Here is a 23,760-nt window from a genome sequence, read left to right as displayed (position 1 = left end):
TGAATATCATTAAAGTTTAGTTATGCTATAACGTTGTGTATTTAATTGTGTATTTAACAATGATTTGTTGATCTTAAGATTCACCTCATCTTTACGACTGTTTTTTTCTTATTTCGCTTTTATATAATTATTAAAAAAGTAATATTTTAACCCATAAAAAAAGCCTCCAATTGGAGGCCTTTTTATCAATTAAAGACTCTTATTTAGAACCTTTAATTCCCGCTTGTAGTAACAATGCACCTAAACCACCAATCTTTTGTTCTTGTGGTTTTTCCTGTTTGCTACGCTGAGGGCGTTCAGCTTGATCTTTACGTGGTTGAGGACGTTTACCTTGAGGCTTACGCTCAAAACGCTGTTCTGTATTTTGTTCACGGCGTGGTGGGCGCTGTGCTTTTACAGGTGCAGAACCTTCAGCACGCATACTTAAGTTCACGCGGTTACGTTCAACATCAACCTGCATAACACGCACTTGTACGATCTGGCCCGGTTTTACAACTTTATGCGGATCAGAAACGAACTCATTCGCTAATTCAGAAATATGAACTAAACCATCTTGATGTACACCAATATCAACGAAAGCACCAAAGTTTGTGACATTAGTGATCACACCCTCAAGTTGCATACCTTCAGTTAATTGGCCCACTTCAGTAATATCTTCGCGGAATTTAGCAGTACGGAACTCTGGACGCGGGTCACGACCCGGTTTTTCAAGTTCAGCTAATACGTCTTGTACTGTTGGCAAACCAAATTTGTCATCAACAAATTCATCAGCTTTTACTTGGCGAATGATTTCAGTATTACCAATGATGTCTTTCACAGTTGTCGCTTTTGCTGCAACAATTTTCTCAACAAGACCATAACTTTCAGGATGAACAGCAGAAGCATCTAAAGGTTCAGAACCATTTTGGATGCGTAAGAAACCAGCCGCTTGTTCAAAAGTACGCTCACCTAAACGTGGTACGCTTTTCAAAGCTTGACGGTTATCAAAACGGCCATGCTCTTTACGGTATTCAACAATTTGCTGAGCAATTGCTTTGTTTAAACCCGCAATGTAAGCCAAGATTGCTGGTGACGCCGTATTTACATCAACACCAACAGCGTTCACACAGTCTTCAACAACTGCGTCAAGCGTTTTAGCCAAACCAGTTTGATTTACGTCGTGTTGATATTGACCTACACCAATTGATTTCGGATCAATCTTAACAAGTTCAGCAAGTGGATCTTGTAAACGGCGAGCAATCGACACTGCACCACGAATTGAAACATCAAGCTCTGGAAGTTCAGCCGCTGCAAGCTCACTTGCAGAGTAAACAGATGCACCCGCTTCACTTACAGTCACACGTGTTAATTTAAGGTCTGTATTAGCAGCCATCATTTCAGCCACTACAGCTTCCGTTTCACGGCTAGCTGTACCATTACCAATAGCAATAAGCTCTACATTATATTCACGGCATAGACGTGCAAGTTCAGCAATAGAACCTTCTTTATCTTCTTTAGGCGCGAATGGATAGATCGTGCTATGAGCAAGTACATCACCTGCATCACTTACCACCGCAAGTTTCACACCAGTACGAATACCAGGGTCAACACCTAAAGTAGTACGACCACCCGCTGGTGCTGATAATAATAAATGACGAAGATTTTCAGCAAATACCTGCATTGCTTCTGCTTCGGCAGTAAGACGTTTCTCTGTTAGCAATGAATGCTCAATTTGAGGACGAACTTTACCCAACCAGAATAATTTTGCAGTTTGTTTTAAGAAATCTTGACGTACTTGGGGTTGAATTTGCTCAAGGTTGTATTCAGTTTCAATACGCGCTAATGGTGCATCATCTTCACCATCAACTTTTAAACCTAATACATTTTCTTGACGACCACGTAACATCGCCAATAAACGGTGTGAAGGTAATTTATTTAAACCTTCAGAAAATTCAAAGTAATCACGGAATTTTTTACCGACTTCTTTCTTTTCTTCAGAAGCAACTGTACTTTTTAAAACCGCAGTTTTTGCAAAAGTTGCTTTTAATTCTGTAGTAAGCGCAATATTTTGTGCCCAGTCATCAATCAGAATATGCTGGATCGCATCTAACTGACTTTCAACATCTGGATAGTCTTCATGACTAAACCCAGCCAATGCTTCTGTTGGGTCAACTTGTTCTGCAATAATTTTTTCAGCAATTGGTCCTAAACCTGCTTCTTTTGCTTTAAAAGACTTACTTGTACGCTTAGGACGATACGGTGCATAAATTTCTTCTAAAGCATTTTTTGTTTCGGCTGCATTCACCCGCGCCAACAAGTCATCATTCAATTTATTCTGTTCTTGCAAAGACTGAATGACCTTTTCACGGCGCTCATATAAATCACGTAAATACGCTAAACGAGTATCTAATTGGCGTAACTGCGTATCATCTAAACCTTGTGTTACTTCTTTACGGTAACGGGCAATGAATGGAACACTGGCACCTTCGTCAATTAAGCGGATGGCAGCTTCTACTTGGTTTGGACGTACGGCAAGCTCACTTGCCAACTGCTGAACTAAGTCAGTCATCGTGTTTGATCCCACAAGGATAAAGTTTAAAAGCACTGATTATAAAGACCAAGCCCATAAAATCCACACTTGTTTGCGTATTCAAAACGTTTTTTTGTATTGACTCTGAATATTTATACTTTTTACGACTACTAGAGCACATAAAAACAGTGATTTAAGTATGAAAAATTTGAGAGCGAACCCTCCCTTTTAATCTTTAAAAAATATAAACGTATGACTTGTGTCATGAACGTGGAAAAAAATTAATATAATTTATGAGAAATTGATCATATTGATACATAGCCCAAAAGACAAAAATATTAAGGTTGAGCACTACTTTATTCTTCTAATTTGTTATTTACTCAGTTTTTTTATCTTATTCAACAATCAAAAGCCTATTATATTTATTTCAAATAACTGATTTGAAACAATTAGTTATTACTATTGAGTAATTAGAAATTTATTGAAAATTTAACTATTTGTTGTTTTAGATCTATCTTTGCTAAATTATGGGCTTAAGATGTTGTTTTTTGGTTTCAAACCACCTTGAAAATTGTAATTTTGAGCAAATTGATACATAGTCTAAACAAGAACATCGGCATTATACTGAGGGCTTGTTGGCAATAAGCCTATCCGACCCAATAATATATAAATTATGACTTTAAAAGGGAGTACATCATGAGTTTAGTTGTACCTGCTGAACATCCTGAAACCGTACACAACGAAACGGATCGTGTCGAACGTATTTTAGTGGTCGATGACGATGTGCGTTTACGTACCCTCTTGCAACGTTTTTTGGAAGATAAAGGCTTTGTTGTAAAAACTGCCCACGATGCTTCGCAAATGGACCGCTTATTACAACGTGAGTTATTTTCACTTATCGTACTCGACTTTATGTTACCGGTTGAAGATGGTTTAAGTATTTGCCGTCGTTTACGCCAATCAAATATTGACACGCCAATAATCATGTTAACAGCACGTGGTAGCGATTCAGACCGTATTGCAGGTCTTGAAGCTGGTGCAGATGACTACTTACCAAAACCATTTAACCCAAATGAACTTTTAGCACGTATCCGTGCAGTATTACGTCGCCAAGTTCGTGAAGTTCCGGGCGCACCAAGCCAACAAGTTGAAGTTGTAAGCTTTGGTCCATGGTCTCTAGACTTGTCTACTCGTACGCTGACACGTGAAGGACAAATCGTTACCTTAACAACTGGCGAATTTGCAGTATTAAAAGCATTAGTACAACACCCACGTGAACCCTTAACACGCGATAAACTGATGAACTTAGCGCGTGGCCGTGAATGGGGTGCGATGGAACGTTCAATTGACGTTCAAGTTTCTCGTTTACGTCGTTTAATTGAAGATAACCCTGCACGTGCACGTTACATCCAAACTGTATGGGGTGTCGGCTATGTGTTCGTTCCAGATGGTGCTGAATAAGCTTGAGATAAAATAGAGTGAGTTTAGAACCAATCGCTCCACAGAACTTTACCGATTACGTGACCTACTCAGAGCGTAAACGGACTCGATGGGAACGTTTTCTCGACAAAATAAAGCCACGTTCTGCTGCCATGCGTACCACTATTTTGGTACTGCTGGTGGTATTCTTTAGCTTATTTATGTCGTTATGGTTCTTTTGGCGCACTCTTTATTTACCTGAAATTCAACAGCACGCCCGTTATCTTGCGGTTGAGCTTGAGCTCGTCAACAATCCTGATATACGAATTTTTCATCGTGAAAATGAAGTCGATGTTGATGAGTGGTTACGTAATCGTGTTGGAATTGAATACATTACCAACCCAAAAGAATATCCAAGTGTCCGAGAAAAGGTCATTGCCGAGTTTTTTACCAATCACGTCGAAAAAAAGCTGGCAAATGAGATCGGGACTAAAGACGTTACCGTTTATTTCCAGTTTAAACCGAGCCCACGCATTTGGATTCAAACTCCTGAAATGCATGGGAACTGGGTTCGTGAGCCTTTAAAAACCTATGCCAACTATAGTCCTGAACTTTTAGTGGGTTGGGTCGTGGGTGTTCCATTACTGTCGGCTATCATTATTTTAATTTTGGTTCGACAGATGAACCGCCCCCTGCGTCGTTTGCAGAATGCTGCCAATGAATACAGTAAATCTGGAACCGCGCCGTACCTTGATACCAATCATGGACCACTAGAAATTCGTCAAGTAAACCAAGCCTTTAATCGTATGGTCTACACACTCGATCAGACTGAGCGTGAGCGACGTATTATGTTGGCAGGTATTTCACATGATTTACGCACTCCTCTTACACGCATACGTTTAACAGCAGAGATGCTGCCTGATGAGTTTTTGCGTGAAGGTTTGGTCTATGACGTAGATGATATGGATGCAATTCTTAATCAGTTTATTTCGTACATGCGCGATGGCTCAGATGAGGAGTTGAAAGACACCAATATCAACATGCTTTTGCAAGAACTTGTTGTGCAATTTAAACCTCTCGATATTCACTTCGAGATGCAGGATGTACCTATTATTCCGGCACGTAGTCTTTCTTTAAAAAGGCTTATTGCCAACTTGATTAATAATGCGAAACGCTATGGTGCTGAACCGATAGAGCTCAGTGCAAAAGTTGAAAATGAATCTATTTTAATTACCGTTGCTGATCATGGTGAAGGTATTCCGGCAGATCAAATTGAAGAGTTAATGCAACCTTTTGTTCGCGGAGACTCAGCAAGAACCATTCAAGGTAGTGGTCTTGGACTGGCTATTGTTAAACGTATTGTCGATATTCATCATGGCGAGATTCAAATTCATAACCGTGAACAAGGTGGTTTAGAGGTTATTATTTCTTTACCAATCCCAAAACCGAGTACCGAAGAAAATACCACGACGAATCCTTTGGAAAAAATAAAACAAACTTTAAGTGAGCGCTTTTAATTTGATCAATCAGCAATTAAAAGCCTTGTTTTAATGATAAATAAAAGCAATAAAAATCAATTAAATAAAAACTATAAATATAATTTATACCGCCATTTATTTACAAAATTAGACCTTAGCCTAACACCTATGCACTTTTCAATTTTTCATAGCTAAAATCCCGTATGTTTTGACAATATTGAGGATGTCCAATGTCTTTAAGTCGTATTCGCCTAGCTTCTCTTCATGACAAGGTCATCAGTGCTGAACAAGCTGCGCAATTCATCGAAAATGGAATGACTGTTGGTATGAGTGGTTTTACTCGTGCCGGTGAAGCTAAAGCTGTTCCACAAGCACTTGTAGAGCATGCAAAGAAAAATCCGTTAAAAATCACGTTAATTACGGGTGCTAGCTTAGGTAATGACTTAGACAAACAACTCACGGAAGCAGGTGTTTTATCTCGTCGTATGCCATTTCAGGTAGACAACACTTTACGTCGTGCAATTAACAACGGCGAAGTTATGTTTATTGATCAACATTTATCAGAAACTGTTGAGCAAATGCGTAACCAGCAACTTAAACGTCCAGACGTTGCGGTAATTGAAGCAATTGCGATTACTGAAGATGGCGGCATTATTCCAACAACTTCTGTGGGTAACTCTGCAAGCTTTGCTATTTTTGCCGAAAAAGTTATTGTTGAAATCAACACATCTTTAAGCGAAAGCTTTGAAGGTTTGCACGACATCTATATTCCGACTTACCGTCCAACACGTACTCCAATTCCATTAACAAAAGTGGATGAGCGTATTGGTACAACGGCAATCCAAATCGATCCTGCAAAAATTGTAGGTATTGTATTTAACGATACACATGACTCACCATCAACAGTAACTCCTCCAGATGATGAGACTCAAGGCATTGCAAACCACTTAATTGCTTTCTTTAATAAAGAAGTTGCAGAAGGTCGTTTACCGAAAAACCTTGGTCCATTACAAGCAGGAATTGGTTCTATTGCCAACGCTGTATTAACAGGTTTAAAAGATTCTGATTTTGAAGACCTCATCATGTACTCAGAAGTACTACAAGACTGTACTTTTGAACTCATTGATGCAGGCAAAATGAAATTTGCTTCTGGTAGCTCAATTACCCTTTCTGCAAAATGTGGTGAAAAAGTTTTTGGCAATATCGAAGCTTACAAAGACAAATTAGTGCTTCGTCCACAAGAAATTTCTAACCATCCTGAATTAGTTCGTCGTTTAGGGATTATCGGCATTAACACTGCGCTTGAGTTTGATATTTACGGTAACGTGAACTCAACTCACGTGTGTGGTACTAAAATGATGAACGGTATTGGTGGTTCAGGTGACTTCGCTCGTAACGCTCACTTGGCGATCTTTGTAACTAAATCAATTGCTAAAGGCGGCGATATCTCTTCTATCGTGCCAATGGTGAGCCACGTTGACCACAGTGAACACGATGTTGATATTTTAGTGACAGAGCAAGGTTTAGCTGACTTACGCGGTTTAGCGCCTCGTGAACGCGCTCGTGCAATTATCGATAATTGTGTACACCCACTTTATCGTGATGCATTAAATGACTACTTTGACCGTGCATGTGCTAAAGGTGGACATACCCCTCACTTACTTCGTGAAGCATTGTCTTGGCATGCAAACTTCGAAGAAACAGGTCAAATGCTTCAAGCAGCACCAGTTGCAAAATCAGCTTAAATCACTGGTTGAATCCAAGCACTCCTTCGGGGGTGCTTTTTTATTTGTTTAAATTATTAATAAAAAACTGCTCAAGCCCGAATTTTTATTTTATCTTTTGAGCACATCAAAACAAAAAGTAGAAATCCATATGTTTATTATTCGTCAATTTACAAATGCAGATCTGGATGATGTTGTTATTTTATGGGAAAGCTGTGGACTGACCCGCCCTTGGAATAATCCTGAAACCGATATTTTCAGAAAAGTCTCACAACAGGATGATTTGTTTTTAGTTGCTATTAAAGATGAGCAACTGATTGGTACGCTTATGGGCGGCTACGACGGTCATAGAGGCTGGATCAACTATTTGGCTGTTCACCCGCACCAACAACGCTTAGGAATCGCTACAGCGCTCGTTCAGCAGCTTGAGAAGCGCCTCATCGCTCGAGGCTGCCCAAAACTTCAATTATTAGTCCGTAAAGACAATTTGAATGTATTGAATTTTTACGAACAACTTGGCTATGACGAGGTAGAAGCAGTGTGCTTAGGAAAACGACTTATTCGTGATAGTTCTCATGATTAGAACCACATTTCGGTTGAGCCATTTTTAGAAAGTTAAGGCGATATTGAGGATAACCCTCTTTACTTGTGGATAAAATGAGATTTATACACAGGTAAGGTCTTAATCTTTTTATTAAATAAACAGGCATGAAAAAAGCCCCATACATTATGAATGGGGCTTTTTCGAATATGGTGGCGAGACCCAGGATCGAACTGGGGACACACGGATTTTCAATCCGTTGCTCTACCTACTGAGCTATCACGCCGATGGCCTGTATTAAGCCGTATCTCAGAACAATAGTCAACAATTATCCTGAGTTTCTGATTTAAATGAGTATTTTTTATACTTAAAAAAAATCCCTGATGGGATCAGGGATTGAAAACACAAATAATGGTGGCGAGACCCAGGATCGAACTGGGGACACACGGATTTTCAATCCGTTGCTCTACCTACTGAGCTATCACGCCGAAGTGGGCGTATTAAACAATGTTTATAAGAAGACGTCAAGCAACTTCCGCGTTTTTTGTAACAAGTGATTATTTTTAAATCACAACTACAAAATAATAGAAACTTTTAGTGATGTAATTTACCAATGTGAGCCAAACAGCGATGAATTGCGCCACAGCCTGGTTCAAAAGTTTTAACACCTTTTGACTCTTCTATGCGGCAAGCTTCTTCAACTAAGCGCTCAGCTACCCCACGACCACGGTTAGCAGGGTGCACAACAATATATTCAAGGACCTTGCTTTCGCCTTGTCCTGAAGACCAAATTGCACCTATAATTTTGGTGTTAAATTCGGCAGTGTATAGCGTGGTATACTGTTGTAAATCTTGTTCAAGTTGTTCAATCGCATCGTGCCCGTCACCAAACTCCGGACTTGTATCATACAGTCGCTCAAGCTGATCGCGGATCTCTGAATTATCTAGAGAACTATAAGCATGTACGGTAATAGGCATTGATTAACCCTCCTGAGCAAACTATGATGCTGTCACGAATTCGTCACAGCGAAATTGTCGTTAACATCCAATCATTTTTGACGTTTTTTGAGGAACGTGTCCATGACGCAACGTATCAGTGAAGTGGTTAGAAATACCAATGAAACCAAAATTCGAGTTCGTTTAAATCTCGACGGTACTGGTCAAGGCACACTAAACACTGGAGTTCCATTTTTAGACCATATGATTGATCAAATCAAGCGACATGGCTTATTTGATATCGATATTCATTGTGATGGAGACCTCGAGATTGATGATCACCACACCGTAGAAGACTGTGGTATCACGCTTGGACAAGCTTTTGCCCAAGCTTTAGGCGATAAAAAAGGTTTAAAACGCTATGGTCATTTTTATGCACCATTAGACGAAGCTTTATCTCGCGTTGTTGTAGATTTATCTGGTCGTCCGGGTTTATTCATGGATATTCCATTTACTCGTGCACGCATCGGTACCTTTGATGTCGATTTATTTTCCGAGTTTTTCCAAGGCTTCGTAAACCATGCGCTTATGACCTTACACATCGATAACTTAAAAGGTAAAAATAGCCATCATCAAATCGAAAGTGTTTTTAAAGCACTTGCTCGTGCTTTACGTATGGCATGTGAAGTTGATCCACGTGCAGAAAACACGATTGCATCGACAAAAGGTAGCCTCTAATGACACGTATCGCATTGCTTGATTATGGCATGGGCAATCTACACTCAGCAGCTAAAGCACTTGAGCATGTGGGCGCTACAGTCGATGTGACCAATGACCCAAAGTTAATTGCACAAGCCGACAAAATTGTTTTTCCGGGCGTTGGTGCAATGCGTGACTGTATGCAAGGCATGCGTGAAGCAGGTATTGATGAAGTCGTACGTAAAGCTGCTTTTAATAAGCCAGTTCTTGCGATTTGCGTAGGCATGCAAGCATTACTACAAAGTTCAGAAGAAAATGGTGGTGTAGACGCATTAGGTATTTTTGACGGCGTAGTAAAACATTTCCCTCAAATGGAAGGTTTAAAAGTACCACACATGGGCTGGAACCAAGTTCACCAAATGGACCCAAGCCATCCAATGTGGAACAACATCGAACAAGATGCTCGCTTCTACTTTGTACATAGTTATTATGTCGAACCAAAAGATGAAAGCTTAGTTGCTGCCACATGTGAGTATGGTGTGAATTTCTGCACAGCCATTCACAAAGATAATTTATTCGCGACTCAATTCCACCCAGAGAAAAGTCATACTGCGGGTTTGCAGTTACTTAAAAACTTTGTGGAATGGAATATTTAATCTGATTTAAAACTAAAAAAGATCAGGTCTAGATGGCCTGATCTTTTTTTTATTTACAATAATAACTAGTCATTTATAGAATGATGTTTTATTCAACAAAATATTGAATATTTATACTTTTAAATAAAACCAAATGATCAGGAAAACAAAATGAATTCACCTTTCGAAAATCAACCACTTCAACAAGATTCACCCTTTAAAGCTAGTGGTCGTTTTGGACGACTCTCTTATGCTGCTTGGACATTCTTATTTTCACTCGTCATCGGCATCGTTGTTGTTGCCATCGCATTCACTTTTGGATTTACATCTAGTCAGGAACTAACAGGCCTTTCTACTGCAGGCATGATTGTTATCGCCATTCTTTATATTGTTTGCCTGTATGTAAGCTTTATCTTTACTATCCGCCGTTTGCATGACCGCAATAATACAGGATGGCTATCGTTACTGATGCTGATCCCTGCCGTAAACCTAATTTTTATGATTTATCTCTTTGCGGCAAAAGGTACGGAAGGCAATAATGATTATGGTCCGCAGCGCCCTACCCCTGGTTGGGAACGCGTTTTAGGCTGGATTTATATTGTCCTAATTCCACTTGCTTTTGTTTTTGCCATTGTTGCTACAATCATGGCTCCAACCTATGAAGGCTATGTTGAGAAAAGCGAAAGTGTGGTCATTGGTACACCTTCTCAATCTCAATAATTTTTAAAGACATTTATAAAGCCTAGTCCTCTAGGCTTTATTCATATATAAAGTAAATAGCTCAATTCATTTGTACGCTATTAAATATGTCCGAAGCCGTTGCCCTCCTTGATAAAGCCTCTATTCAGCAGCTTCCTCCTTTTGAAAATCTTAACCACCATAATATTGTGGTGATTGAAAATTTTAAGCAATGCAAAAATATTGAAGAAGAATTAAAAAACGCTGCAATTTTGGGATTTGATTCTGAGTCTAAACCTACATTTAAAGTGGGTGAAATCTCAACTGGGCCACACTTGATTCAACTTGCTACAGCACAAAAAGCCTATTTATTTCATGTCAATTCATCGACTTTAAAATTCTTGCAGCCCATTTTATCTAACCCAAAACAAATTAAAGTTGGCTTTGGCCTTAAAAATGATAAGCACATTTTTCATAAAAAAGGCATAGAGCTAGAAAGTTGTGTTGACCTTGCCAAAGGATTTAGTCACTTTGGTTTTAAACAGCAGATCGGTCTACAAAAAGCGGTAGCACTGTTATTTGGACAATATCTGGCAAAGTCGAAAAAAGTCGGGACTTCAAACTGGGCACGAAAGCCTCTTACATCTCAGCAAATAAATTATGCCGCCACTGATGCTTATGCTGCATTACTCGTATTTGAAGAGCTCAGAAACCAAAAACTATTACCTGTCCACATTTCACAAACGATTCAAACCGTGCTTCAGGCGTAAAGTAATAAAAGTCTTTTCTAAGGCTTAGCGATTGATCAATACTTTGCTAAGATGTGCACAATTTCATAATCATGATGAAGCAAGGAGCGGAAGCATGCTAATCATTCCAGCAATTGACCTGAAAGATGGTAAATGTGTGCGTTTAAAACAAGGGCGTATGGAAGACGATACCGTTTTCTCTGACGATCCGGTTGCAACTGCCCAGCATTGGGTAAATGAAGGTGCGCGCCGTTTGCATTTGGTTGATTTGAATGGTGCTTTCGCAGGTACGCCTGTTCATAAGCCTGTTGTTGAAGCGATTGCTAAAGCTCAGCCAGAATTACCAATTCAAATTGGCGGTGGTATTCGCTCATTAGAAACAATTGAACACTATTTAGAAGCTGGTGTGACTTTTGTCATTATCGGTACTAAAGCAGTTCAAGAGCCTGAATTTGTAGAAGAAGCTTGTAAGCGCTTTGCTGGTCACATCATTGTTGGTATTGATGCCATGAATGGTATGGTTGCAACTGACGGCTGGGCAAACGTTACTGATGTGAAAGCAACTGATTTAGCGAAACGCTTTGCAGATGCAGGCGTGTCTAGCATTGTTTACACGGACATTGCACGTGATGGCATGATGCAAGGTGTAAACGTTGAGCAAACTGTAAACTTGGCTCAATACTCAGGTTTACCAGTAATTGCTTCTGGTGGTGTAACCAACCTTGATGACGTTCGTAACTTAAAAGGTCAACCGGGCATTTTAGGTGCGATTACAGGCCGCGCAATTTATGAAGGTACTTTAAATCTTCGTGAAGCTCAGCTTTTGTTGGATGAAAACCGTCTTTAATTTTTAAGATGTAAAACAAGAGCCGCTTTAGGCTCTTTTTTATTTTTTGATTATCTTTAGTTTAATAACTTTTCTAAATCGATTACCTCATCCGCAATTTCCATCGCATACGGTGAATGCGTAATCATGATCACGGATGGAACAACCTGCTGAATATATTCAAGTATATTTTTTGCAGTATCTACATCCAAGGCGGCAGTCGGTTCGTCTAGGATGATAAGCTGCGGGCGAGCTAAAAGACCTCGAAGAATGCAAATTCTTTGCTTTTCTCCTCCTGAAAAATTCTTATAAATTTCAGTTAAATCATCATCGAGCGTTAGTTGATGCTTTTTCAAAATATGCAATAGATTAAATTGATCAAGCATCTGAAGTAAGTAAGAATCCTCATATATGTGCGAGGAGTTATAAACTAAATTATCTCTAAGGGAATAAGGAAAAATAACTGGTTGCTGTGCAACGTAAACAACCTCATCAAAAATATGCTTAGAGAAATTTTGGCTAATATCAATATTCTTATAGCAAAGCTGCCCTGATTGAATCTGGTAGACACCCATTAAATAATTCATTAGAGAAGTTTTTCCCAAGCCAGTTTGCCCAATCACGACATACGTTTTATTGGGTAATATTTTTAAATTAAAATGATCTACGGCTCGTTTCCCGAGTAAAAATTTAGCATTTATAAATTGAAAGAGAACGTTAGAGTCTTGAACGATAGAATGCGTATAATTTTCTTTATTGAGATCAAAGTATTTTCGATATTTTGCTAAGGCGACAAAGTTGCCATTTAAACGCATCAAGCTTTGGGAAACTGCCAGAAATGGATTGGTGAGTTGAATAATATAGGTACTTATCAATACAAAAGCACCCGGTGTAAGCTGCTTTTCAGTTGAAAGAAATACGGTAAATAACATAAAAAAGAGTAAAAAAAGAAAGATCAGGAACAATTGAGAAATCATCAATAGCCCTATTTTCTTGTTCCTATCTTTAGCTGTTTTGATGAATGAGTCTAATGTGGTATTAAATTTTGATAATTGGAACGGTACTGCATTTTTTACTTTAATTTCATATGAATTCGAGATCTGATGTATCAAATGGCTATTTACCTGATTATCTTGTTGATACATCGAATCGAATAAAGAACTGCTTGTTTTATTTATATGAAATGAAACTAGGAAAATAATGATAGCTATTAATAAAAAGCTAATACTAAAGACTAGGCTAATGGTGGTAAATAGAACTGCAAAAATCATCGCCAATTGAAAAATAATTGGCCCCAAATGAAGAAGTAAAGTTAAATTAATCTCACCAAAAGCAGAACTTCCTCTTGCGAGATCACTGATTACTGTTCCAGCTTCAATTTGATCTTGTTCATCTTTTTTAAGATTTAAATAATTTTTTAAGCCTGCAAAAATTAATGCTCCTTTGAAATCAACCATCAAATAAGCACTAAAAATATTTTGCGTCCAATGGCATAACTCATTCACCAACCATGCAGTCGCATAAGCAAGTACGAGTAGATATAAAAAATTAAATGGGATTTGAATATTGAGGAAAAAGTTATATTCGTGTGCAGAATAGTCGATAATAATTTTCAGCAGGTATGGCAACAATGTTGTAAAGAATGCTGAAAACATCACTAATAAAAACATGAGAAACATACTACTCTTCTGTTTCTTATAATTTTCTTTAGAAACCTGCCATATAAATTTATAGTTCTGAATATCTTGCGAACTTAATAAAAATTTCATTTCTGTATCTTTTTTTCTATTAAACCGAATTAAAAATAATTTCATTACACAAGAAATATTATAACTTGCCTTATTTATTGTTCTTCTTATTTTTTGTTTAGAATTAAGCTTACAAATTTTTAAATAAGAGAAATTCTTTATAGAAAATTTAATAACTCATGTGATTTTATAAAGACTTTAAAATCAATACACCACATTACGAGTAAATTTAAGCACTTGGTTACCACTATTGATATAGGTATAAGTAACAGAACTTTCAAAAATGAAAGATGAACCAGCAGATATTATTTTTTTGCTGTCTGTAAATTGTATGGTCAGCTCACCTTCTAATACGTAAATAATTTCCTGCCATCCATCTGCATCTGCTTCTGCAACGTAAGACTCCCCTACAACCAAGGACCATATCCAAAGTTCAACTTGGGAACGAGATGGAACTGAAGCGAGTAAGGTTGCTTTACTTTCTTCATCTTCACCCTGCCAAGCGAGTGCATTTACTAGGGCATGTTCTTTATGCTCAGGTGCACTCACAATCGTTTTAAAATCCACACCCAGCACTACCGCAATCGCATCGAGTTTGGCCAAACTAATATTAACCTGCCCTGTTTCCAAAGCAGCAATGGTACGTCTACTCACACCTGCCCGATCTGCCAAATCTTGCTGGCTCAAATCTCGCTCATCTCTTAAGGAACGAATATTTGTGCCTACGTGCTGTAAAACGGTACTCGACTGGCTCATAAAATGGATTAGCAAGAAAATTTGAGCAATATATTGCACAAAATACAAGAATAGCGCAATATGTGCAGTATATTGCACAATTTAATTTAACTTGAGTATGTCACCAATTCCTCTGAGTTCAAGCAAAGCCCCACAGTTAGCACTCATTTTGATTACGATCATTTGGGGTGGAACATTTCTTACTGTGCAGTATGCACTGAATTTTTCATCGCCTATGTTTTTTGTAGGCTGCCGTTTTGCTGTCGCAGCTCTTACTTTGCTTGTTATTTCATTAAAAAGTATGAAAGGTGTCACTTTAAAAGACTTAGGTGCGGGTTGCGCGATTGGTCTTGTAATTGCGGCAGGCTACGGCACCCAGACCATTGGTCTACAAACCATTCCGAGTAGTGAATCCGCTTTTTTAACAGCGCTTTATGTACCGCTTGTTCCTATTTTAATGTGGCTCATCTTTCGAAAAACTCCACACATCATGACTTGGGTGGGAGCAGCTTTGGCTTTTACTGGTCTTGTTTTATTGACGGGAAATGGTTTTAAGCAAATTTCCTTAAGTTTTGGACAGCTTTTAACAGTACTCGGCGCCTTTGCGATTGCTTTAGAAATTATTTTTATTAGCTACTTTGCCGGAAAGGTAAATTTACGCCGCGTCACAATCATTCAACTTGGTGTGGCGTCTCTACTTTCTTTCGCCATCATGCCTATGGTAGGTGAACATACGATTCCTGCATTTTCATGGCCCCTAGTACTCATTGCTGTTGCATTAGGTTTAGCAAGTGCACTTATTCAATTTGTTATGAACTGGGCTCAACGTGTGGTTGATCCTTCACGTGCTGCAATTATCTATGCAGGCGAACCTGTTTGGGCAGGCATCATTGGTCGAATTGCAGGGGAGCGTTTGCCATTGATTGCCCTTTTTGGGGGGGCGTTAGTGGTCTTAGGTGTTTTAATCAGTGAGTTAAAAATTAAACTACCAATTAAAAAAAATAAAAGTATTCAAGAATAAAAAAAGAGAGCTTAATGCTCTCTTTTTTACTATCTATTATTTTTTCTTCAATAACGTATACGGTTGGTAGTACTCAACCGTCGGCATTGGGTCATAAAATGGATGGAGCAATGCCTTCCATTCCTGATAAGCCTCAGACTTCCTAAACCCTTCGGTATGATTTTCAATCTCATCCCAAAAAATCATTAAAATATAATGATGAGGATCAGTTGCATGTCTAATCAGCTGGACAGCATTAAAGCCTTCCATTGGATAGACAATATGTTTGGCCTGCTCGAATGCCTCAAGAAACGCCTCACTTTGCCCAGCCTTTATGCTCAAATGCACATGTTCAATAATCATGGTTTATTGATACATCGGACGGTTATCATTTAACGCAATCAAACCGCGAATTGCACGATATACAATCCAAATCCACGCAGCACCAATTACACCTACGCAGAATACGGTAGATGAGATTGCAACCCCTGCAAACAGATCAGGATTTTCACCCGTAAAGAACAAGAAAATAAACGGCAAAAAGGCAATAATATTCCAAGCAAGATACCACCAGAATGTTCTGATTTGCCATGTAAAATGACTCTCAAAAATTGAACCTTGCACATCAGAACGTTTCACGTAGTTAATAATTAGAGCAATAACCGCAAGTAAGCCACCTGTAAAAATGGCAACAATATAAAGTACATATAAAATAAGTGTTAAAGTACGATTTGGATCTTGGTCGATAGAACTATTCATTTTTATACCTCTCAAGTTTAATAAAACGATTTACTTTTATGAGCCCCGCAATACGTTTAAGGGAGAAATTAGCCACAAAATCAAAAGTAAATGAAAGAATATGGTACAAAAATAAATCTTACGAAAGGGTTGTTTTTGTGTTTTATGTCTCAGTTTTTGTTGTGCCCACCATGCAGCTGGCCAACCTCCTAGAAAGCTAACAATGTGCAATGTTTGTTCAGGTACACGGCGATTACCTAATTGTGCGGCTTCTTTGTCTTGTGAATAAAGCCAATAATTCAGCACATTCATCATTAAGACGAACAATAAAGTATAAGCTGGTAGAATATGAATAAAACTCATAATGCCCATTAAAACGAAATAAAACACAATCCCCATTTGCATTACAGACAATGGGCTGGCTTGAAATGAAGATTCTGCTTTTGCAATTTTTGAAGCTTTCCGAGTTTGAGATGCCTTTAAATAAGTGACCTGCTGAGCACGAAAACGGCCTCTTTCGTCGAGAATCACCCGATATTCCAGTGCACAGCCAATAATTGGCCGAGGTCCGGGGCGTGCAAAATCTTTGATATGCAAAAAGACTCGCTCTTTTTCAGCATCATCTGGCTGAATAAAGCCATATCCTTTTTCGTCGAACCATTCGACTAAACGCCCCTGATCTCGCATCTTTATTCCCTTTTATGCTTTTACATGGCTTAAACGATCTTGCATCATTGCTCGCATTTCTTGCGGGTCTTTTTGCAAAATGTCATCGCCGGTACGTCCTTCTTCTTTATTTTTTTGAGCAACTTGCAAACGCATTGACCAAAAACGGCACGCCGCCATTGCCAAGAATACATCTAAACATTCAAGTTCATCTGAAGTAAGCGCACGAACTTTTTGATATGCCGCTAAGTAAACTGCTACTTTGTCTGAGTTTAAATGCGCTGCTGGATATTCGGTACAAAAATCATTGATGGTAATCGCAATATCAAATAGCAATTCATCTTGATTGAGTTCGTAAAAATCTAAAATCCCTTGTAATTGCTCACCTTCAAACAACGTATTGTCTCGGAACAAATCTGAATGAATAAAACCTGTTGGTCGATTTGAATACTGCGCTGTTTTAGCATTAAATGCTTGATAGACCTGCTCAAGTAAATTTTGGTCATCTTGCGTCATGCTTGGTTTAAGCTGCTCTGCAACACCTGTCCAATATTGATGATCACGGCGATATTCACGTTCAAGCGGAAAATCTTGTAAAGCTACATGTAACTTCGCCTGTGCATCTGCAATTGCAGCAACTTGGGCTACTGTAGTTTGCATGGGATGGTGGCCCATAAGACGTGGTGCAATTTGTGCAGGTTTACCCGCAATAAAATGAACCGCTTGGCCGCTGTGCTTTAATGGCACGGCAACGGGTACATCGTGTGTTCCCAATTGTTCAAGAACAGGAATGAGTTCACCTGCCCCTTGTGCATCTAACTCTTCAAATACAGTCAATACATATTGTTTGCGGTTTACATCAACCAAAAAATAATTGGTGTTTTGAATACCTCCCTGAATTGGGTTCAGCTCCAACACCTCTAATCCATAAGGTGCAGCAAAGGTGCGAACTTCATCTAAACTCAACGGGGTATAAACCGACATGGAAAACCTGCAAAAAACATCTGTGAAGTTTGATAGAATACCTCTTCCCTCCATGAAGGTGTAGCGCCTGTGTAGGAACTTTCACCAACGGCGATTATTTTTGGAAAAAGCTATGCTTGCTAAACGTATTATTCCTTGCCTAGACGTTGATAACGGACGCGTAGTTAAAGGCGTTCAATTCCTCGATATTCGTGATGCTGGCGACCCTGTTGAAGTGGCACGTCGCTATAACGAACAAGGTGCAGACGAAATTACTTTCTTAGACATTACCGCTACACATCATGGACGCGATACCACTTACCGTACTGTTGAGCGTATGGCCGAGACCGTATTTGTGCCATTAACTGTCGGTGGTGGTGTACGTAAGGTTGAAGATATTCGTGCGTTATTAAATGCAGGTGCAGATAAAGTGAGTATTAACTCAGCTGCCGTATTTAATCCGGAATTTGTTCAAGAAGCTTCTCAGCACTTTGGCGCACAATGCATTGTGGTTGCGATTGATGCCAAAAAAACTGGCGATAACAAATGGGAAATCTTTACTCACGGTGGCCGTAAACCAACGGGTATTGATGCCATTGAATGGGCTGTAAAAATGGCTGACTACGGTGCGGGTGAGTTACTGATTACCAGTATGGACGCCGACGGTACTAAAGCGGGTTATGACATTGCGTTAATGCGTGCCATTAATGACCGCGTTACCATTCCAACGATCGCTTCAGGTGGTGTGGGCAACTTACAACATCTTGCAGACGGTATTTTACAAGGTGGTGCCGATGCAGTATTGGCAGCAAGTATTTTCCACTTTGGTCAGTTCACCATTCCAGAAGCTAAACAATATTTGGCTGAACAAGGCATCGAAATGCGCTTGTAAGCTTATTTATATTTAAAGGGGCAATATGCCCCTTTATTTTTTTATGCAGCGCCATCTACCGCATTTATGTCACTAACCAATTGAGGCTTTTCTTTTTTCTCGACCCATTTTGTTGGAAAGATTTTTTCTACAGCTTGAGACAATGGTCTAGCAAGCGCAGTAGGTAACCGTATACCCAAAGGGTCTTGTTCTTTTAAATCTGCCGAAGACACCACCCGTGTTCCCATTACATAATCAAACCAAGGCTTGGTCACACACCAATTGGCGTCTTGATTAGAGTTCATATGGTGGTCGTAATGCCATGGAATTTTACGCTTTGCCCAGTCAGGCTCTAAATGTGCACGGCGATGAATATAATAATAATTTCCAGCACTGTACCAAGCTGCGAGTGCCATACCTTTTGAAAAAGGGTAAAAAATTGCACTTGAAACGGTTGCCACTACAGCAAGCGAAATTAACTCATTTTTAGTTCGCCAGTTTCCCACGCCTTCCACATAGCAATCATCATGAAATTGCTGTTTACGGACTTCGCGATGGTGTGCCCAATGCGACTCCATACTTTTCGGCACTGGACTATAACGTGGTTTTCCAGCACGATGTACACCATGCAAAATATATTTGTGCGCTACCCATTCAAATGCATTTGCAACTGCAATTCCGGCAATGAACCCTTTTAACATCACCTAACTCCTTTTTCTTTTTATTCAGCATATAAAATTCGTTATGCTAGGTATTGACCAGAATTTATGGTTTCATTGACAAATCACGACAAGAAAGAGGTGGTTAGGGATGCCACAATTAAAAAATTATACAGGCTCGGTATATGGAGGACTGGGGCATCTTTTAAAAGCTTATTGCGAAGCCAATGAATTAGCTATTCCAGAACAATTAGAACAAATTCAAAATCTGGAACGCTTTGACTATGTGGTTTGGCGTGACCTATTAGAAGTGATTTATAAACTACACCCGAAGCCGGGTTTAGGACTAGAAATTGCCAAATATGTACAACCCAAACACTTAGGGATTATTGCTTATCTCGCGCTCTCTTGCGACAACGTAGGTGAAGCCTTAATTCGCTATCATGATTTTCACCGCCTAATTTATGACGGTAGCCCTTTAGTGGTTGAGCTACAAGGGAGATATGGTTCTATTCGTTGGGAAGCGACCGAGCTACACCCTACCCAACTTACCGATGAAATTGCCATTGCTCTGGTTATTCAATTTTTACGCCTTTTTATGTCTCATGAAGACGTGCATTTACATGAAGTACGTTTCTTAAATGCTGCCCCTAAAAATATCAGAGTCTATGAACAATATTTTCAATGTCCCGTTCGTTTTAGCCAGCCCCGTACAGAGTTACTCATTCCAATTACAGAAATTCATAAGCCACTTAGCAGCGCCGACCACACCTTACAGCAACTATTGGTTCAGCAAGCACAAGCACTTTTAGAACAATTACCAAATTCGACCCAACTTGATCAGCGTTTACAGCATTCGATTTTGACTGGTCTACAAAAGAATCAATATCAAATTGAGCATATTGCTGCTCAATTAGGCTTATCTGTGCGACAGCTCCAAAGACACTTACAGCAACAAGGCACCACCTTTCAGGAACGCGTTCAGCAAGTGCGGTTTATGCTTGCAACCGAGTATTTAAAAGATCCACATTTGAGTCTACAAGAGATTGCGCTTTTGCTTTGTTATTCAGAACAAAGTGCCTTCCAGAGAGCATTTAAACATTGGACTCATCAAACACCACAACAATGGCGAGATCAAAATTAAATAAAAAATTCATATTTTAAGGCTATGGCTGTAATTGGTGCGATTATTTATAAGGTGGTTGCTGGAGATAAGGATTAACTGCACGACCTCAAGTACCGTTTTCACTCAAGTTGTAGTTGTGTAGGTAATGCCTCACTTTTGAGTGAGCAAAAGTGACAAAACTCATTCGTTTCACTGACGTTACTTCCATGTAACGCAGTGAAACAGGCGGCATCCATGCCGCCGTCGCGATAGCAAACTGAGTAAAATAATAGTTATTACAAAAACGGATTATTAATTTCTTGTTCAGATGGACGTTCAATTTTCTCAGGCAATTCTTCTTTTTCCAAAGCTGCAACTACATCTTTTAAAAAGTTCTGTAAGGCTTTGGCCTGTTCTAAACCGACTTTGTCTTTGGTAATTTGCAAGTTGCCATAAATACTGACGCAATCGACATCATTTTCTAATGTTAAGTCTTCAATCGATGAAGACTCTGTACCCTTTTCAAATGGCTTAAACATAAGTGTTGTCTCGTTGTTATATCTTCACAGTGTAATACGATCAATTTAAAAAAAATCGATCAAAATTAAAAGTGCCGATAAAATTAAGAAAGCGCCCATCAAGATATTAAAATATTTCAAACGGTTGCCCTGATTAAGCACCACTGAAAATTTATCACCACATAGTCCCCAAAAGAACAAACACGCGTAGCAAGTGAAAAAATAAATAACGATAAAGATCGGCAACGACTCTGGGTTTTCAATGCTAGTAAACATGGTAATGCCTGACACACAAGCCAACCAAGCCTTGGGGTTGAGCCACTGTAGCAAAAAACCATCTTTAAAATTAGGAATAATAATTTGCTCTACAGGAGCACTTGAAATGGAAATATTAGCGGCAGCAAGAATAATTTTTATGCCGATATAACAAACAAATAGCGTTCCGCAAACTGCGAGAACTTTTAGCACAACAGGAAACTGAGTTAATAAACTCTGAAGACCAAATGCCATAAAAATTAAAAGTAAGGTAAAACCAATTGTGGCCCCTGAAATATAGGGAATCGATCTTTTTAAACCATGATTTAAACTGGTCGATAAAATGACTGTATTGACTGGTCCTGGGGTAATAGACATTGCAAATGAAAAAAGAAACATCGAGGCAAACATTGTTATTGTCCTTATTAAAAAAATAGAATCTATAGACAGATCTGTCTATAGATTCTATTTTAAACAATTACCATGTTGCAATAACAATCAAAAAAAGCTGCTTATTTCATTATTTGCAAGAAGTAGTTCACCAATGCTTCAACCAGTTGCTTCACAATAGCTTGGCGTGTTTCTTCGTCAATCGTTGGAACTTTTGCTTCCATCGGTTCTGTAGAGCCACTTTTTTGCTTTTTAAACTGGTCTTGTAACGCTTGAATTTGTTCGGCATTTAAGTCTTGTTCACACTGACTTTCACCATCCCAGTGTAAATAGTCTAACTTTTGATTTGCCTTAACTTGACTCGCTGTTAAAGGTAGGCGATAGACATTACGCTTTTGTTGCTCGGTTAACTGCGGGAATAGGTTAACGCCTAAGCGCTCCTCAAGGTAGCAAACACTCACGACTTTTACTTGTAGAGAGTTATTGTTAGGTGCGTAATAAGCCCCGATCGCGCCAGTTTTTGGCATATAGACCGCTTTATAAACTGCGGTTGGTACAATCACACCCTGCCCAATCGTTTTAAGACGTTTGCCTTCAAAAACAGGGCCTGTCACCACATAAACATCTTGTTTTTGTTTAGTGGCAATAGCACGGGTCGCTTCTTCGAGCTTACGCCAGACTTCTTGGTTATTTTTAGGTGCTTGCGGCACCATGTTACTGAGCGAGAAACTATCAGATTGGGATTCTTTATTTGACATATCACCATTAGGTGCCATATGCCCACGGTCATAGCCTGAACCGCGATAGTCACTTAACAGTGCCCGATGCTTTTGAGGAACACGCGTTTCTTCATGGAAGTTATCTTCACGTTTAATTTTGACACTTAAACGTTCTGCATTTAAATGCTCAGCCGACCATAATGGTGTTTTAGAAATGCCTGAATAGAGGACATTAAAACCGTTAAAGCACAGTGGATAGCTGTCTTTTTTTAGGCTGTCTTTATTTAAAGCAGGCGGAACTTCTCGATAAAACTGGTTAAGACAAGTCGAGTTAGTACTTAAAGGCGAAAACCACTGCGAAATCTTTTCACTACCGAAAGCAATTACAAAGCTTCCAGCTGCAATACAAGCAAGAATAATCTTGCCAAAATGCTCACTTAGAGAGAATGAATTTTTACCTTTACTGCGTTTTTTACTTGCCATGTTTCTATCAATACTACTGTCCAGACGCAGCTTAACAATCCTGCTTTTTTAAGTATATCTCTTATCTTTCATATGGTTAAAACATGGTCATCTTTTTTGTAACTCTATTTCCCCTTACGTAACAATCTGTTGGAATTATGAGAGGCTTTGGCTATTGAATTACGTCAATTGCGTATCTTTCGTTGAAAAGCACTGTTTGCTTATGACATGGTTAGCTCCACAAATTTGGATAAAAATATAATCGGAGTCCACTTAATGATCCATTCAAAGATTATTGGTATTGGCGTAATCACGGGATTATGTAGTATGGCCGCTTTGGCTGAACCAGCAGTCCAGCCAGGAGATACTTTAGAAAGTTTGTCTAAAGTAAAAGTAACCACAACAGTAAATGGCCAACCAGGCTCTATTAGCGATTTAGTCAATAGCGGACAAGTACAGCAAGTTTCTGCTGCACCAACAAATGCAGCGCCTACAGGTGCTCCTATTCCAGCAGATGTTCCACCAGCACCTCCAGCAGGCGGTGAAATGGCTCCTCCAGCTGCACCAACTGATGCAGTGCCACCTGCACCGAACCAAGCGCCTCCAGCGCCACAAGATCCGAACACTCCACCGCCTCCGGCAGATCCAAGTCAGTCGGCAGACCCGATGGCAAAAGATGGTGCTTTACCAGCAAATGCACCTATGCAACAAGCTCAATAAACAGAGCCATAAAAAAA

26 protein-coding genes and 2 tRNA genes are annotated in these 23,760 nt (G+C 39.3%); 14 read left to right on the top strand and 14 right to left on the bottom strand.

Translation table 11 applies throughout. From position 1 onward, the window contains the following. Nucleotides 1-199: 199 nt before the first annotated feature. Entirely contained in the window at nucleotides 200-2,548 is a 2,349-nt protein-coding gene (locus HJG58_RS04585; protein WP_170248070.1) for a Tex family protein, read from the bottom strand. A gap of 657 nt (nucleotides 2,549-3,205) precedes the next feature. Here HJG58_RS04585 and ompR point away from each other — a divergent pair. The 5 genes from ompR to HJG58_RS04560 all read left to right on the top strand — a co-directional run bounded on the left by ompR (nucleotide 3,206) and on the right by HJG58_RS04560 (nucleotide 7,713). After that, nucleotides 3,206-3,970 (top strand): osmolarity response regulator transcription factor OmpR, encoded by a 765-nt coding sequence (gene ompR / locus HJG58_RS04580; RefSeq protein WP_000060753.1) that lies wholly within the window; start codon nucleotides 3,206-3,208, stop codon nucleotides 3,968-3,970. Nucleotides 3,971-3,987: 17 nt separating this feature from the next. Then, nucleotides 3,988-5,445 (top strand): ATP-binding protein, encoded by a 1,458-nt coding sequence (locus HJG58_RS04575; RefSeq protein WP_170248069.1) that lies wholly within the window; start codon nucleotides 3,988-3,990, stop codon nucleotides 5,443-5,445. 33 nt (nucleotides 5,446-5,478) lie between these two features. After that, on the top strand, nucleotides 5,479-5,601 hold the full coding sequence (locus tag HJG58_RS04570) for a hypothetical protein (protein ID WP_081410534.1): 123 nt from the start codon (nucleotides 5,479-5,481) through the stop codon (nucleotides 5,599-5,601). A gap of 35 nt (nucleotides 5,602-5,636) precedes the next feature. Further along, entirely contained in the window at nucleotides 5,637-7,151 is a 1,515-nt protein-coding gene (locus tag HJG58_RS04565) for an acetyl-CoA hydrolase/transferase family protein (RefSeq protein WP_002116671.1), read from the top strand. 130 nt (nucleotides 7,152-7,281) lie between these two features. Continuing rightward, nucleotides 7,282-7,713, top strand: coding sequence for a GNAT family acetyltransferase (locus HJG58_RS04560; protein ID WP_002116887.1), 432 nt, complete (start codon nucleotides 7,282-7,284; stop codon nucleotides 7,711-7,713). 168 nt (nucleotides 7,714-7,881) lie between these two features. On the opposite strand, the gene HJG58_RS04555 is transcribed toward HJG58_RS04560, so the two are convergent. From HJG58_RS04555 to HJG58_RS04545, 3 genes are all read right to left on the bottom strand, one after another. Beyond that, nucleotides 7,882-7,957: transfer RNA gene (locus tag HJG58_RS04555), tRNA-Phe, on the bottom strand. Nucleotides 7,958-8,083: 126 nt separating this feature from the next. Next, nucleotides 8,084-8,159 (bottom strand) — tRNA-Phe (locus HJG58_RS04550). Between the two features lie 106 nt (nucleotides 8,160-8,265). Continuing rightward, entirely contained in the window at nucleotides 8,266-8,649 is a 384-nt protein-coding gene (locus HJG58_RS04545) for a GNAT family N-acetyltransferase (protein ID WP_002116928.1), read from the bottom strand. Between the two features lie 102 nt (nucleotides 8,650-8,751). Here HJG58_RS04545 and hisB point away from each other — a divergent pair, with 102 nt between their 5' ends. The 5 genes from hisB to hisA all read left to right on the top strand — a co-directional run bounded on the left by hisB (nucleotide 8,752) and on the right by hisA (nucleotide 12,215). Then, nucleotides 8,752-9,345 (top strand): imidazoleglycerol-phosphate dehydratase HisB, encoded by a 594-nt coding sequence (gene hisB, locus HJG58_RS04540; protein ID WP_002116767.1) that lies wholly within the window; start codon nucleotides 8,752-8,754, stop codon nucleotides 9,343-9,345. Beyond that, on the top strand, nucleotides 9,345-9,962 hold the full coding sequence (gene hisH, locus HJG58_RS04535; protein ID WP_086264771.1) for an imidazole glycerol phosphate synthase subunit HisH: 618 nt from the start codon (nucleotides 9,345-9,347) through the stop codon (nucleotides 9,960-9,962). The genes hisB and hisH overlap by 1 nt, the downstream gene beginning before the upstream one ends. 150 nt (nucleotides 9,963-10,112) lie before the next feature. Continuing rightward, nucleotides 10,113-10,661, top strand: a complete 549-nt coding sequence (locus HJG58_RS04530) for a DUF805 domain-containing protein (RefSeq protein ID WP_170248068.1) — start codon at nucleotides 10,113-10,115, stop codon at nucleotides 10,659-10,661. Nucleotides 10,662-10,747: 86 nt separating this feature from the next. Then, nucleotides 10,748-11,389: a 3'-5' exonuclease gene (locus HJG58_RS04525; protein WP_170248067.1), complete on the top strand. Its 642-nt coding sequence runs from the start codon at nucleotides 10,748-10,750 to the stop codon at nucleotides 11,387-11,389. Nucleotides 11,390-11,483: 94 nt separating this feature from the next. After that, nucleotides 11,484-12,215, top strand: a complete 732-nt coding sequence (gene hisA, locus HJG58_RS04520) for a 1-(5-phosphoribosyl)-5-[(5-phosphoribosylamino)methylideneamino]imidazole-4-carboxamide isomerase (protein ID WP_170248066.1) — start codon at nucleotides 11,484-11,486, stop codon at nucleotides 12,213-12,215. Between the two features lie 56 nt (nucleotides 12,216-12,271). Here hisA and HJG58_RS04515 read toward each other — a convergent pair whose 3' ends face one another. Both HJG58_RS04515 and HJG58_RS04510 read right to left on the bottom strand, forming a co-directional pair. Further along, entirely contained in the window at nucleotides 12,272-13,963 is a 1,692-nt protein-coding gene (locus HJG58_RS04515; RefSeq protein WP_170248065.1) for an ATP-binding cassette domain-containing protein, read from the bottom strand. A gap of 183 nt (nucleotides 13,964-14,146) precedes the next feature. Further along, complete coding sequence (locus HJG58_RS04510) at nucleotides 14,147-14,698, bottom strand: helix-turn-helix domain-containing protein (protein WP_216076506.1); 552 nt, start codon at nucleotides 14,696-14,698, stop codon at nucleotides 14,147-14,149. A gap of 97 nt (nucleotides 14,699-14,795) precedes the next feature. Here HJG58_RS04510 and HJG58_RS04505 point away from each other — a divergent pair, with 97 nt between their 5' ends. Next, complete coding sequence (locus HJG58_RS04505) at nucleotides 14,796-15,698, top strand: DMT family transporter (RefSeq protein WP_170248063.1); 903 nt, start codon at nucleotides 14,796-14,798, stop codon at nucleotides 15,696-15,698. A 36-nt stretch (nucleotides 15,699-15,734) separates the two neighbouring features. Here the strand turns inward: HJG58_RS04505 and HJG58_RS04500 are convergent, their stop codons facing one another. The 4 genes from HJG58_RS04500 to HJG58_RS04485 are packed head-to-tail and all read right to left on the bottom strand — an operon-like array spanning nucleotide 15,735 to nucleotide 18,065. Beyond that, the gene (locus tag HJG58_RS04500; protein ID WP_170248062.1) at nucleotides 15,735-16,040 is read right to left on the bottom strand and encodes an antibiotic biosynthesis monooxygenase family protein; all 306 of its coding nucleotides are present in this window, start codon (nucleotides 16,038-16,040) and stop codon (nucleotides 15,735-15,737) included. A gap of 3 nt (nucleotides 16,041-16,043) precedes the next feature. Continuing rightward, nucleotides 16,044-16,436 carry a DUF4870 family protein gene (locus HJG58_RS04495; RefSeq protein WP_170248061.1) on the bottom strand — a complete coding sequence of 131 codons (393 nt, stop codon included), beginning with the start codon at nucleotides 16,434-16,436 and terminating at the stop codon, nucleotides 16,044-16,046. 36 nt (nucleotides 16,437-16,472) lie between these two features. Next, nucleotides 16,473-17,102, bottom strand: a complete 630-nt coding sequence (locus tag HJG58_RS04490; RefSeq protein WP_170248060.1) for a DUF1294 domain-containing protein — start codon at nucleotides 17,100-17,102, stop codon at nucleotides 16,473-16,475. Between the two features lie 12 nt (nucleotides 17,103-17,114). After that, nucleotides 17,115-18,065, bottom strand: a complete 951-nt coding sequence (locus HJG58_RS04485; protein ID WP_170248059.1) for a homoserine kinase — start codon at nucleotides 18,063-18,065, stop codon at nucleotides 17,115-17,117. Between the two features lie 112 nt (nucleotides 18,066-18,177). Here HJG58_RS04485 and hisF point away from each other — a divergent pair, with 112 nt between their 5' ends. After that, nucleotides 18,178-18,936 (top strand): imidazole glycerol phosphate synthase subunit HisF, encoded by a 759-nt coding sequence (gene hisF, locus HJG58_RS04480; RefSeq protein WP_044119127.1) that lies wholly within the window; start codon nucleotides 18,178-18,180, stop codon nucleotides 18,934-18,936. A gap of 41 nt (nucleotides 18,937-18,977) precedes the next feature. Here hisF and HJG58_RS04475 read toward each other — a convergent pair whose 3' ends face one another. Then, complete coding sequence (locus HJG58_RS04475) at nucleotides 18,978-19,616, bottom strand: hypothetical protein (protein WP_170248058.1); 639 nt, start codon at nucleotides 19,614-19,616, stop codon at nucleotides 18,978-18,980. A 109-nt stretch (nucleotides 19,617-19,725) separates the two neighbouring features. Between HJG58_RS04475 and HJG58_RS04470 the strand changes: the two genes are divergently transcribed. Beyond that, nucleotides 19,726-20,718 carry an AraC family transcriptional regulator gene (locus tag HJG58_RS04470; protein WP_170248057.1) on the top strand — a complete coding sequence of 331 codons (993 nt, stop codon included), beginning with the start codon at nucleotides 19,726-19,728 and terminating at the stop codon, nucleotides 20,716-20,718. A 257-nt stretch (nucleotides 20,719-20,975) separates the two neighbouring features. Here the strand turns inward: HJG58_RS04470 and HJG58_RS04465 are convergent, their stop codons facing one another. From HJG58_RS04465 to HJG58_RS04455, 3 genes are all read right to left on the bottom strand, one after another. Continuing rightward, nucleotides 20,976-21,218, bottom strand: a complete 243-nt coding sequence (locus HJG58_RS04465) for a hypothetical protein (protein ID WP_170248056.1) — start codon at nucleotides 21,216-21,218, stop codon at nucleotides 20,976-20,978. A gap of 45 nt (nucleotides 21,219-21,263) precedes the next feature. Next, nucleotides 21,264-21,863, bottom strand: coding sequence for a LysE family translocator (locus HJG58_RS04460; RefSeq protein ID WP_031949549.1), 600 nt, complete (start codon nucleotides 21,861-21,863; stop codon nucleotides 21,264-21,266). Nucleotides 21,864-21,964: 101 nt separating this feature from the next. After that, nucleotides 21,965-23,044, bottom strand: a complete 1,080-nt coding sequence (locus HJG58_RS04455; RefSeq protein ID WP_216076503.1) for a DNA/RNA non-specific endonuclease — start codon at nucleotides 23,042-23,044, stop codon at nucleotides 21,965-21,967. A gap of 255 nt (nucleotides 23,045-23,299) precedes the next feature. Here HJG58_RS04455 and HJG58_RS04450 point away from each other — a divergent pair, with 255 nt between their 5' ends. After that, entirely contained in the window at nucleotides 23,300-23,743 is a 444-nt protein-coding gene (locus tag HJG58_RS04450) for a hypothetical protein (protein WP_170248055.1), read from the top strand. Nucleotides 23,744-23,760 lie beyond the last annotated feature (17 nt).

This window comes from Acinetobacter geminorum (genome assembly GCF_013009345.1).
GTDB classification, from domain to species: Bacteria; Pseudomonadota; Gammaproteobacteria; order Pseudomonadales; family Moraxellaceae; genus Acinetobacter; species Acinetobacter geminorum.
This window is presented reverse-complemented; position numbering and strand designations above follow the sequence as displayed.